Origin of the sequence: Desulfonatronospira sp., assembly GCA_003563255.1 — a bacterium.
GTDB lineage: Bacteria > Desulfobacterota > Desulfovibrionia > Desulfovibrionales > Desulfonatronovibrionaceae > Desulfonatronospira.
This window is the reverse complement of sequence record PWSL01000207.1, coordinates 1-12711: the sequence shown is the minus strand read 5'-3', so window position 1 is coordinate 12711 and position 12711 is coordinate 1. Positions and strand designations below refer to the sequence as shown.

Genomic DNA, 12711 nt, shown 5'->3' with positions numbered 1-12711 from the left:
GTCACTTCTGCCAGGTCTTTAGTCCTGGAGTGGGCGATGGTGACCGTGGCATTTTCGTTTAAAAGCAACAAGGCAACCGGCTTGCCTACGATATTGCTGCGGCCCAGGACCACGGCCTCCTTGCCTTCCAGGGTCACATTACTGCGCTTTAAAAGCTCGATGATTCCGGCCGGGGTGGCCGCCCTGAAACCATCCTGAGCCAGCACCAACCGTCCGATGCTTTCGGGGTGGAATCCGTCCACATCTTTCTCTACCTTGATGCGATCCAGGACCTTGTTTTCATCAATATGTCCGGGCAGGGGCAATTGCACCAGGATGCCGTCAATCTCCGGGTCATTGTTCAGCTCATCCACCATGGACAGGAGTTTTTCCTCGGATACGTCTGCAGGCAAGACATGCTTGCGGGAGACAATTCCCAGGGCGTTGCATGTCTTTTCCTTCATGTTGACATACACCTGGGATGCCGGATCTTCTCCCACCAGGACCACGGCCAGGCCGGGAGTTACGTTTTTCTTCTGCAGTTCCTGAATTTCCTGAGCCAGCTCTGCCTTGATAGCGGCTGATACGCCCTTGCCGTCGAGTATTTTGTCCTGCATAGTTTAAATCCTCCTTTTAAGCCGGAAGCCGGGAACAATATACTGTGCCTCCCTGTCAGTCTACACAGCGAAATCTTCTGCTTCCAGTACGCTTTTATTCTGGTTAAGTTTTTACACCCCGGCCTGCATGTTTTTTTAGACGAGCGGCAGATATGCCATGCGCAACGGTGCAGATCGCCTAATAGCTAATGAGAACACTTAAGAATTTGTCATTCATGCGTCTCAGGTTGGAGCTCAGGGCCACCACCATGCTCTTGAAAAAATCCATGGCCAGGGCGCAGTCATCCGCCACCAGTTCTTCAAAGGATTCCTTGGGAATAAGAAACAGCTCTGTGTCCTCCATGGCCTCGGCTTTAGACACGTGCTTGCGCTTCTCAATAATGGCCAGTTCCCCGAAAAAATGCCCCTCTCCCAGAACCACCAGTGTCTGCCTCCAACCGTCGGCGGCCATCTTAGATATCTGGATTTTTCCGTTGTTGATGAGCCAAAGTCCTCTGGTCTCATCCTCTTCCTGAAACAGGACTTCGCCCTGTTTTATGGATACCTTCTGGACGATTTTGGCAATCTTGCCCAGTTCATATTCGTCCATATCCTTGAGTAAAATCTGCTTTTTCAAAATCTGCGCGTCAATCATGACTTCTCCTTGATTTCAGAACTCCTGTAGTTTCCATGGATTCCAGCTTTACTGCACAAACCTTCAGTTCCGGGATGCCGGCAATGGGGTCCACCGCGGTATTGGTGAGCATATTTGCCGCAGCCTCGATAAAATGAAAGGGAATAAACACCGTCCCCTGCAGAGGTCTGCTGCTTATCCTGACCTGGACTTTGATACTGCCCCTGCGGGATGAGACCCTGACCATGCGTCCGTTTTCAATATCAATTTCCCGGGCGTCCGCGGGATGAATTTCCACGTATCCCCCGGGAGAAACCAGGTTTACAGCCTTGTTTCTCCTGGTCATGGTTCCGGTATGATAATTGAAAAGCTCCCTGCCGGTGTTGAGAATCATAGGATATTCACTGTCCGGCAGTTCTTCCGAGGGACGGTAATCCACCGGAGTAAAAGCAGGTATTCTTTTGGGAAAAGCCCCCTTGAAAAGGTAGGGGGTTCCGGGGTGATCCCTCGTGGGGCAGGGCCACTGCAGACCTTTGTGCTCCAGGCGGTGGTAGTCCATGCCTCCCAGGGCGGGCCAGGCCTTGCCCGCCTCCCTGAAAACATCCTCGATGCGGTCATAAGATATGTCATAACCCATGCTGGAAGAGAGCCGGGCAATGATCCAGGAATCCTCCCTGGCCTCTCCCGGAGGATCCACGGCCTTGCGCACCCGCTGCACCCGTCTCTCGCTGTTGGTGAAGGTGCCTTCCTTTTCGGCAAAACAGGCCGCAGGCAGAACAACGTCCGCCATCAGGGCCGTTTCGGTCATGAAGATGTCCTGGACCACCAGGAAATCCAGGCTCTGCAAGGCCCTTACCGTGTGCTGCATATCCGGATCACTTACCACGGGGTTTTCTCCTTTAATGTACAGGGCCCTGAAATTCCCCCCGGCAGCGGCATCAATCATTTCCGTGGCCGTAAGACCGGGACTGGATGAAAGTGTCGTCCTCCACAGCCTTTCGAACCTTGCTTTGACCTCTGGAGAAGCCACACTTTGATACCCGGGAAAAAAAGGAGGTACACAGCCCATATCGGTGCAACCCTGAACATTATTCTGTCCCCGCAGGGGATTAACCCCGGTGGAACGGCGTCCCAGGTTGCCGGTCATAAGGGCCAGGTTGGCAATGGCAAAGACATTGTCCGTGCCGTGGGTGTGCTGGGTGACCCCCATGGTGTAGTAAATACCCGCCCTGGAGGCCCGGGCGTAAAGCCGTGCGGTGCTGATAATATTTTCCCGGGACACCCCGGTGACCTCTTCCCCGTACTCGGGGGTATACCTTTCCATAGACCGGGCCAGGGCCGGAAAGCCCTGGGTACGCTCATCGATATAGGCCTTGTCCGCCAGATTTTCCTGGATGATGACATTCATGATGCAGTTGAGCAGGGCTACGTCCGTTCCCGGCTTCAGCTGCAGATGGTCATGGGACCACTTGACCAGTTCGATCTTTCTGGGGTCTATGACAATGAGCTTTGCCCCGCGCCGCACAGCTTTTTTCATCTCCAGCCCTATAATGGGATGGGTCTCTGTGGTGTTGGAGCCGATCACCAGCAGGACGTCATTGTCCTTGATCTCCTCATAGGAATTGGTCATGGCTCCTGAACCGAATACCGTTGCCAGACCGGCAATGGTGGAACTATGTCAGTATCTGGCGCAATGGTCAACATTGTTGGTGCCCACCGCCATGCGCATGAACTTCTGAAAAAGGTAATTATCCTCGTTGGTGCACCTGGCCGAAGCCAGCCCGCCGATTACGTCCGGACCATGACGGTCCTTTATTTCCTTGAGCCTGAGAGCGGTATAGTCCAGGGCTTCCTCCCAGGAAGCTTCTCTGAACTGAGCCGGATCAGGCTTGAACCCGGCACTGGAACTTGAATCCGCGTAAGGGTTTTCCTGGTGCAGATACAGGTCTTTGGCCGGATTGATCCGGATAAGAGGCCTGGTCAGTCGATCCTGGCTGTGCACGAAATCGTAGGCAAACCTGCCCTTAACGCAGAGCATGCCCTGGTTGACGGTATCTTTTTTGGAGTACACCCTTGCAATTTCGTTCTTTTTCACAGCCAGAGTAATATTGCAGCCGCAGCCGCAATAAGGACATACTGTTTCCACTTCCCTGAATTTCTGACGTCCCTTGCTGGCCCACATCCTGCCGGTAAGCGCCCCTGTGGGACATACAGCTACGCACTGCCCGCAGAACTCGCAGTCCAGATCCTTTTCAAAAGGCGGACTGACCTTGGTCCAGAGGCCCTTGTAGGCAAAGTCTATGGCTCCCACTCCCTGGATTTCGTCACATATGCGCACGCATTGCCCGCACATAATACACTTTTCCATTTCTCTGCGGATAAAGGGGTTGTTATCCTGCTCCGGGTACTCTCTCCTGATGCCTTCAAACCTGTTTTCCCTGATTCCGTAGTAATAGGCCAGCTCCTGAAGCTTGCAATTGCCGGCCCGCTCGCAAAGCATGCAGTCATTGGGGTGGTCTGAAAGCAGAAGCTCTACATTGGTCCTTCTGAGCCTCTCCAGATAGTTGGTGGAGCTTTTAACCCGCATGCCCTCCTGGACCAGGGCCGCACACGAGGCCACGGGTCTGGATGTCCCGGCCACCTCCACCAGGCACAGCCTGCAGCCTCCGAAAGGAACCAGGTCCGGATTGTGACACAGGGAAGGAATGGTTATCTCCAGTTTCCTGGCGGCATCCAGGATGGTGCTGTTTTTTTCCGCTATGACCTCTTTGCCGTCAATATTCAAGGTAACCTTGCTCGAACCCATATACCACCTACTCTTTGAGTATTGCGCCGAATTTGCAGGAGTCAAAACAGGAACCGCATTTTACGCACAACTCCTGATCGATGAAATGCGGCTTTTTCCTGGTTCCCCGGATGGCATCCGCCGGGCAGACCCGCTTGCACATGCCGCATCCGGTACAGGTCTCTTCTATGCATGAAAATGTCAGCAGGCTCTTGCACACCAGAGCCGGGCATTTCCTGTCCCGGATATGTATATTGTATTCGTCCCGAAAAAACCTGACCGTGGACAGCACCGGGTTGGGGGCGGTCATGCCGAAACCGCAAAGCGAAGTGGTCCGGATATGACTGCCCAGGTCCTCCAGAAGTTCCACGTCGCCGTCCCGGCCGTTTCCACTGGTTATGCGCTCAAGGATCTCGTACATCCTGCGCATGCCGATCCTGCAGGGCGTGCACTTGCCGCAGGACTCGGCCTGGGTGATATCCAGAAAGAACTTGGCCGTGTCTACGATGCAGTTGGTCTCATCCAGGACCACCATGCCCCCGGAGCCCATGATTGTTCCGGCTACGGCCAGGGATTCATAATCCACCCGGCTGTCCAGGCAGGACTCGGGAACACACCCTCCTGTGGGACCACCCAGCTGGATGCCCTTGAAAGCCCGGTCCTGGTCTATGCCGCCGCCCACCTTGTACACCACGTCCCTCAAGGTGGCTCCCATGGGGACCTCCACCAGTCCGTTGCTTTTCACCTTGCCTGTCAGAGAAAAGACTTTGGTTCCGCCGCTGGTATCTGTACCCAGTCCTGCAAACCATGATGCGCCGTTTCTAAGAATTTTGGGTACATTGGCCAGAGTTTCGGCATTGTTGATAACCGTGGGCTTTCCCCGGATCCCGTTTTCAGAGGTACGGGTCAGCCTGGGGGTGGGCATGGCCCTTTTGCCTTCGATTGACTGCACCAGGGCGGTGGCCTCTCCACAGATAAAAGCTCCGGGCGCAGGATAAAGCCTTATGTCCAGGTCCTGCCCTGATTCGAATATGTTTTTGCCCAGAAATCCTCGCTCATGGCACTGTTTCAGGGCCAGGCGCAGACGCTTCACAGCCAGTGAATATCCGTCCCGGATATAGATGTAGCCTTTCCCGGCCCCTATGGCCCGGGCGCAGATCATCATGCCCTCAATAACGGCATGGGGATCTCCTTCCATGATGCACCTGTCGGCAAAAGCCCCGGGATCGCTTTCATTGCCGTTGCAGACTACATATTTCTCCTTTTCGTCAACCTTGTAGGCAAACTCCCATTTGTGCCCGGTGGAAAAACCGGCTCCTCCCCTGCCTCTTAGCTTAGAACGTTTGATCTTTTCGATTATTTCCACGGGCTGCATATCGTTGAATGCATTGCGGGCAGCTTCATATCCCTTTACATTCAGGTAGGCATCCAGGTCTTCGGGATCGATTTCTCCGCAATGAGCCAGTACGACTTTTTTCTGGTTGTCCTGAAAGGACTGGTGCAGCTCGTCTGCTGTCCATTCCTGAACAGGACTCCCCCCCAGAATGTGCTCTTCAAAGATCCTGGGTACCATGTCTGACTTGACACGTTCGTAGGTGGTCTTCTCCCCGTCAATGACCACGTCCACCAGGACATCCCGGGCACAGAATCCCCGGCAGCCCACCTTGTCCGCCCTGCACCTGTCCTGAAAACTCGCCTCCAGGTCAGAAGAAAGCACCAGTTCCCTGAAAGCGTGCAGGACTTCAGCGCCTCCAGCAGAAATGCTTCCGGTGCCGGAACACACCTTTATCACAACAGAGTTGTTATCCATTCATACCACTCCAGTTATTGGCCCAGTCCTTTGATAATAACTTACCATTGGACAACTTACTCCTCGGCCCGGAGCTCATTTACCTGCTTAATCATCTTCTTGATGTTCACTTCGCCCTGGACCTGCTGGTTTATAACTACAACAGGGGCCATTCCACAGGCCCCCACACAGTTGACCTCTTCCACGGTAAACATGCGGTCCTCGGAGGTCTCCTCCTCGGGGGGGATGTCCAGTTCCATGCGCATGCGGCTCAGGATTTTTTCCGATCCTTTGACGTGGCAGGGGGTGCCGCGGCAGACGGTAATGATATTTTTGCCCCTGGGCTTGAGGTGCAGCTGGGAAAAAAAAGTTGCTATGCCGAAAAACCGGCTGGGTGGGATGTTCAGCCTGTCCGACAGTTCATAAACACTTTCTTGCGGGACATATCCGAAATTTTCCTCCAGGTCCTGCAAAAGAGTCAGGGCATTGCCCTCGTTTTCATGGTAATTTTCAATTACTTTATCCAAGACATGGTCCATTGTGTCATCCCTGGCTTTCTGATGCTTTTACTTGTGTTTCAGATGGTTGACTGAAAATAACTTTTTTATGGGCAAAAAAACCGTAGGGTCTGAATTCAGCCCTGTCCAGCGGGGAAAAGCGGAGCTGTGTAATGTAAAATGGCCGGATAACTATCTGGTTTATGCATTATACCCGGCCATTAAAAGCAGATCTAAGTCATACCGGACTCTTTAAGCCACAGGAGCCTGGAGGTTTCAAGCACCGGGGCATTGAGGGCCTGCAGATAGGATTCCGGGGTTTCCTGGAACGCTTCCTTTCTGGACATATCCGCAACCGACAGGATGACCTCTGTACCGGCTGCCTTTTTTACTTCCGAAAAGGTGGGCTTTTTCAGGGTGGCTCCCATGTTTTTGGCCAGCTGTACAAATATATCCCGGTGGGTTTTTGATTCACCCCGGGGTTCTATGGCCTGCTCCACTGTCTTTAGTTGCCCCAGGTAATCCACCATGCTCCCGGAGGACTCCAGGTAAGTGGCTGCAGGCAGGACCATGTCCGCCTCCCTGGCCAGGCCGGTAAAGCTTGAGGACTGCACCACAAGGAAATCCACACCGTCAGGCTTTTTGCTCAAAGGCACATCACCCACGGCGTAAAGAAGCTTTACAGTGCTTCTGCCCCGCTGCACCAGGCCATGCTCCACAGCCGCCATATCCTGAAAAGTATTGTCCTTGCTTTTGACACCCATGAGCACCACACCCCGGGCGTTGCTTTCCAGGGGCATGGCCATGGCCTGCCCCTTGATCCAGGCCAGGTTGGATGCAACGTCAAAAAAAGCAGGATCGGAAATGATCAGGGGATTGCTGCTGCCGGCGAACATCTCGGCCGCCTGCTGCATGTTCTTGTCCGTTGAGGCTTCCTGGACATGCTTTAAAAGCTTCTGGTCCACCTTGATTCCATGGTCCGGGACAGATTTGATCATGCCTTGTACGGCCTGTATCTCGTCCCCGTTTAAGTTTATTTCCGCCAGCTTATCTAAAGCGGTTTCCTGGGAATTGATGGTTATAAGCCTGCCCTTGCGGGAAAGTCTTCTGCGCACTGCGACATCCAGTGCAGGAAGCACCCTGGTCCACTGGGACGGGTTTACCCCCACCAGGATAATGAGATCAGCCTTGTCCAGCTTTGCCTTCTGGGATTTTTCAAGCTGTTCCGGCCGGGCATAAAGGCTGGCTGTGGAGTCAATGTTGGAGGTCTTGACTACTTCTCCGGAAAATCTCTGCAGGGTCATGGCATCCTCGTTGAGAATAGAAGCCGTGCTTATAAACCCTGTGTTTTTTCCGGCTTTCTTGAGTCTGCCCGCCAGGTCCTCCAGGGCATCCTTCATGGACACCTCCTGGAGCTGACCCCCCTTTCGCACCATGGGAGAAAGAATGCGCTTGCCCCCGTCGACATGCTCGTAACCAAACCTGCCGTAGGTGCAAATAAAATGCTGTTCAGTGGAGGGAGACCTGCTTCCGGCATTGATCTTCTGGATCAAGTCGCCTTTGGTGCTTACGGTAATATCACAACCGCAGCCGCAAAGCATGCACACAGATTCATGCCTGGAAAACTCCCACTCCCGGCCCTTCTTCTCCCTGTCCGCCTCGCGCAGGGCGCTTACAGGACATACGTCTATACAGCTGCCGCAGAAAGTGCACCCGGACTCATGCAAGGGCATGTCATTAGCTGTAATGACCTTGGATTCGATTCCCCGGCCCATGAAATCCAGGACATTGGTCCCCTGTTCCTTGCACACCCGCACACATCTGCCGCACAGGATGCAGTAGGCCGGGTCCCTTTTTACAAAAGGATTGCCTTCGTCTACCGGATAGGTAAACTTTTTCCTGCTGAAGGAACTCTCCTTTAGCCCGAATTCGTAGGCGTACTCCTGCAGGTTGCAGACACCGGACTTGGTGCAGGTAACACAGTCCAGGGGATGCATCGACAAAATAAGATCCACGACGAATCTTCTGATTTCCTGGACTCTTTCGGTCCTGGTATGAACCGCCATATCCTGCTTTACTTTTGTATTGCAGGCTATTATTGGTGCCTTTAGTCCCTCCACCTCCACCAGGCACATCCTGCAGGCGCCTATCCCTTTCATGCCCCTGAGGTAGCACAGATTGGGGATGTGAATCCCGGCGAGTTCAGCAGCATCTATGAGATTCATCCCGGCGGGAGCCTGGACTTCCTGGCCGTCTATCCGGAGTTTTACCTGCTTACCCATTCAAACCTCCTAATATCTTGACTATGGTCTTCTTTTCTTGGATTGGATCCGACAACTATAGCCCCTTCAGGGCAAACGTCCACGCATTCCCCGCACCCGGTGCACCTTTTCAGCCTGATCTCAAAGGGCTGATATCCGGTGAAATAAGGCTTTCTGGTCTCGCCGAGTACAGCGTTATATCTGCATACCTTTTTACATTCCCCGCACATGGTGCAGAGCTCAGGAACTATTTCATATCTGACCAGGCTTTTACATTCCCTGCTTGGACATGACCGGGATACATGCTCCATGATTTCATCCCGGGAATTCTCAAGCAGCTCCAGGATAAACTCCCCGGTGTCCTTGCCCCTTTTGCACAGGGAGCCCCGGACCATGTTGTCTCCGATGCGCATAAGCAGGTCCAGGTCCCGGCCGTCAACCCCGGCCTCCCGGCTGGCCAGTCTGGCCACCCGGATCTGGGCCTCCCCTGTACCCAGGGCGCAGGGGTAACATTTACCACACATGGGTTTGTCCAGGAACTCGTCAATAAAATACTGCATCTGCTGCACCGGGCAGGCCCGTTCTTCTGCTTCCTTCCTTATATCTTTTAGTTTTTTCGGCTTTTCTTCCACATAGTTTTCCGTGCTCATTGTCACCTCTGCTCATTGATGCGGTTGTTCTTATTTCCTACATGGCCTCGGCCATGAAGCATATCTCGGGCAGGACATGGGACACAAGGTCTCTGTATGTGATCATACCTTTTATTTCGTCCCCTTCTACTATGGGCAGATGCCGCATCTTTTTTTTGGAGGCCACAGACAGTGCTTCGCTGACCTGGGTGGAGGCCTCAAAAGTAATAAGCTCGCCCCTTCCAACTTCCCTTACCCTTGTATCAGCGGCCTGCACCCCGGTGGCGAAGCAGTATACCACGTCCTTTTCCGTGAATATGCCGCTGAGCCTGTCATTGTCGTCCACAACGAACACACCGCTGACGTTCATATCTTCCAGGATTTTAATGGTCTCGGCCACGGTCTCGTCCTGGTGCACCTTGACCACCTGGGCCAGCTTGGAATCCAGTATATCTTGCAGTAGCATTTGGTTCTCTCCTGTTATTCCCGGCTTGGTTTAAATGTAGCTTATTTCAGGCAACAGGTATGAAACCAGGTCCCTGAAAGTCACCATGCCCAGGATCCTGTCTCCGTCCACGATGGGCATATGCCTCTTTTTGTTCCTGGAAGCGATGAGGATGGCCGAACTGATGCCCATGGACGGTTCGAATTTGATAAGATCCTTTCGGGCCACCTGTCCCACAGGTGTATCCTGGCAGGAAAAGCCCCTGTTGTAGCAATGCACCACATCGCGCTCAGTGAAGATCCCGATGAGCTTTGCGTTGTCATCCACCACGAAAACACTGCTGACATTGCGGTCATGCAGGGTCCTGATGGCGTCGGCAACCGTAGAATCATGATATATGGTTATTACCACATGCGGTTTGGATTTGAGAACATCCCACAAGGTCAGTTTGGCCTTGCGTTTGACTGAAACCATTGCTTCATAGGGTATTTTGATTTTTTCCACGGCAATCTGAGCCTTCTTCTTTACCTTGACCGCTCCTACAGGGCAGACCTCAAAACAGGCCTTGCACTTGGTGCAGTATTCCTGGTCTATGAAATAGCTGGTTCGCCTCTCCCTGACAGCATCAAAGGCACAGGCCTCCCTGCACAGCCCGCACAGGATGCAGGCCTTCTGGTCGATGGTGAAAACGCCCATGCCGCTGCAGACATTGGCCCGGCAATACTTGTCATGGATGTGCTCCTCGTATTCTTCCCGGAAATATCTCAGTGTAGTAGCCACCGGGTTGGGGGCGCTTCTGCCCAGTCCGCACAGGGACCCTTCCCCCACGGTCTCGATGAGCTTCTCCAGCCTTTCGATATCGCCTGGTTCTCCCTGCCCGGAAGTGATGCGCTCCATGATCTGCAGCATCTGGTAGGTCCCCACCCTGCACGGGGGACATTTACCGCAGGACTCGGACTGGCAGAAGGCCAGGAAAAACTTGGCTATATCCACCATGCAGTCGCTTTCGTCCATGACCACCATGCCCCCGGATCCCATCATGGAACCCACCTGCCACAGGGAATCAAAATCCACAGGCAGGTCCAGGTACTGTTCCGGGATGCATCCGCCGGAAGGCCCCCCGGTCTGAATGGCCTTGAACTTCCTGTCGCCCAGTATCCCTCCGCCGATTTCCTCCACTATCTCGCGCAGGGTGATCCCCATAGGGACCTCCACCAGACCGGTGTTTTTGACCTTGCCCGCCAGAGAAAACACTTTGGTGCCCGGGGAACCGGGAGTGCCTATGCCCAGAAACCAGTCCGCTCCTTTTTCGATAATGGGTGGTACACAGGCATAGGTCTCGATATTATTGAGATTGGAAGGATACCCCCAGGCCCCGCCCCCTACTTCGGAAAGCCTCGGAGGCCTGGCCCTGGGAAAACCTCTCTGTCCTTCCAGGGAGGCTACCAGAGATGTGGCTTCACCGCATACAAAGGCCCCGGCGCCTTCCTTGATGAACACGCTGAAATCAAAGCCTGTGCCCAGGATATTCCTGCCCAGAAGGCCCATGGCTTCCGCCTGCCTGATGGCCGTTTCCAGAGTCTTAATGGCCAGGGGGTATTCGTGGCGCACGTAGATGAAACCGAAATTGGCATCAATGGAGTATGCACAGATGAGCATTCCTTCCAGCAGGCTGAAGGGGTCACCTTCCATGATGGAGCGATCCATGAAGGCCCCGGGATCGCCTTCGTCCCCGTTGGCTATCACCAGCTTGGGCACTCCCTTGCCGGAACGCTTGGTATGGGCCCATTTAAAACCGGCAGGAAAGCCTGCCCCTCCCCTTCCCCGCAGGTTGGCCTTTTTGACCTCCTCCAGGACATCATCGGGGCTCATTCTGGAAAACATCTTTTCCACGGCCTTGAACCCGCCGGCGGCAATATACTGGTGAATATCATTGGGATCCACCCTGCCGGTGTTGCGCAGAGCTATTTTCACCTGTTTGCTGTAAAATGGGACCTCCTGGATCTGTTGCTTTACGGTATCCAGGTAGGAATCCCGGTATAGAAACCCGCGCACGGGCTGACCGCTTCCCATGGTCTTGGAGACAATTTCTCCGCTGCGATCAGGCTTTACCTGCTGGTAAAAATACCCGTAAGGCTCCACCTGCATCAGGGGACCTTTCTGGCAAAGACCCTGGCACCCGGTCTTGACTATATCGAACTCTATCCCCTGCCTGGCTGACTCGTCAGCCAGTTCCCGGGCGATCTCCTGAGAACCCAGGGCAGTACAGGGCAAACCGCAGCAAACAGACGCCCTGACCTTGGCTCCTTTTCCTTCCTGCCGACGCAGTGACCCTTCCAGGGATTTGAGATCCTTTATACTTTTAAGCCTCTCCATCAATACTGCTCCTTATGTATTTGACCGCAGGCCCTCCGCCTTTGGTTTCAGCCGGGGAATAAAATGGGTCAACCCCCTGCCTCTATTCCTCTTTAATGGAATTGATGAATTCATCCAGTTTTTTGCCGTCTATCTCGCCCACCACCTCTTCGTTGCAGGTGACCACTGGAGCCAGACCGCAGCAGCCTACGCAACCCACCGTCTCCAGGGTCATGGTTAGATCTTTTGTGGTTGCCCCGTCCTTGACGTCGAACTCTTCTGACAAAGAGTCCAGAACCACCTTGGCCCCACGCACATAGCAGGCTGTCCCCATGCATACCTTGACCACCTTTCTGCCCCTGGGCTTGAAGTGAAACATCTTGTAGAAGCTGGCCACGCTGTATATTTCGGTCAGGGATATGTTCAGGGACTCGGAAAGTTCTTTGAGTTCTTCGGGATCAAGATAGCCCGACTTGTTCTGGATCTGGTGCAGGGCCGGAATAAGTATTCCCCTTTTCCTCTCCTCCTCGCCGATGATGGCACTCAGTTCGCCCATTTTTTCATCAAAGTTCATATCTTCCAACTTCATAGATATTTGTCCCCTGTTATGCTTTTAGTGGCTTACTCCTGAAACCCTGTCACAAAAAACAAGAAAAATTTGAGCCATGACGGGGGTTCAGCTCTTGGCACTGTAAATGTTCCGCACTTATTTTTTAAGAAAAAGACTACTGCCCACAGATC

General features: G+C 53.6%; 10 protein-coding genes. All 10 read right to left on the bottom strand.

Translation table 11 applies throughout. The annotated features are described in order from the left end of the window. Positions 1-596: tetrahydrofolate dehydrogenase/cyclohydrolase catalytic domain-containing protein (locus tag QZP87_RS06135; protein WP_291322043.1), on the bottom strand; the 596-nt coding region annotated here is incomplete at its 3' end. Positions 597-774: 178 nt separating this feature from the next. Next, positions 775-1230 carry a cyclic nucleotide-binding domain-containing protein gene (locus QZP87_RS06130; protein ID WP_291322042.1) on the bottom strand — a complete coding sequence of 152 codons (456 nt, stop codon included), beginning with the start codon at positions 1228-1230 and terminating at the stop codon, positions 775-777. After that, positions 1223-4015 carry a formate dehydrogenase subunit alpha gene (gene fdhF, locus QZP87_RS06125; protein ID WP_291322041.1) on the bottom strand — a complete coding sequence of 931 codons (2793 nt, stop codon included), beginning with the start codon at positions 4013-4015 and terminating at the stop codon, positions 1223-1225. The genes QZP87_RS06130 and fdhF overlap by 8 nt, the downstream gene beginning before the upstream one ends. Before the next feature lie 7 nt (positions 4016-4022). After that, complete coding sequence (locus QZP87_RS06120; RefSeq protein ID WP_291322040.1) at positions 4023-5804, bottom strand: NADH-ubiquinone oxidoreductase-F iron-sulfur binding region domain-containing protein; 1782 nt, start codon at positions 5802-5804, stop codon at positions 4023-4025. A 56-nt stretch (positions 5805-5860) separates the two neighbouring features. Next, the gene (locus QZP87_RS06115; protein ID WP_291322039.1) at positions 5861-6322 is read right to left on the bottom strand and encodes an NAD(P)H-dependent oxidoreductase subunit E; all 462 of its coding nucleotides are present in this window, start codon (positions 6320-6322) and stop codon (positions 5861-5863) included. Between the two features lie 191 nt (positions 6323-6513). Then, on the bottom strand, positions 6514-8562 hold the full coding sequence (locus tag QZP87_RS06110; RefSeq protein ID WP_291322038.1) for a molybdopterin-dependent oxidoreductase: 2049 nt from the start codon (positions 8560-8562) through the stop codon (positions 6514-6516). Further along, on the bottom strand, positions 8547-9191 hold the full coding sequence (locus QZP87_RS06105) for an NADH-ubiquinone oxidoreductase-F iron-sulfur binding region domain-containing protein (RefSeq protein ID WP_291322037.1): 645 nt from the start codon (positions 9189-9191) through the stop codon (positions 8547-8549). Before QZP87_RS06105 ends, QZP87_RS06110 begins: the two co-directional genes overlap by 16 nt. A gap of 37 nt (positions 9192-9228) precedes the next feature. Then, complete coding sequence (locus tag QZP87_RS06100) at positions 9229-9636, bottom strand: CBS domain-containing protein (protein ID WP_291322036.1); 408 nt, start codon at positions 9634-9636, stop codon at positions 9229-9231. Positions 9637-9666: 30 nt separating this feature from the next. Continuing rightward, on the bottom strand, positions 9667-11991 hold the full coding sequence (locus QZP87_RS06095) for an NADH-ubiquinone oxidoreductase-F iron-sulfur binding region domain-containing protein (RefSeq protein ID WP_291322035.1): 2325 nt from the start codon (positions 11989-11991) through the stop codon (positions 9667-9669). An 82-nt stretch (positions 11992-12073) separates the two neighbouring features. Continuing rightward, on the bottom strand, positions 12074-12559 hold the full coding sequence (locus tag QZP87_RS06090; RefSeq protein WP_291322034.1) for an NAD(P)H-dependent oxidoreductase subunit E: 486 nt from the start codon (positions 12557-12559) through the stop codon (positions 12074-12076). Positions 12560-12711: the final 152 nt, after the last annotated feature.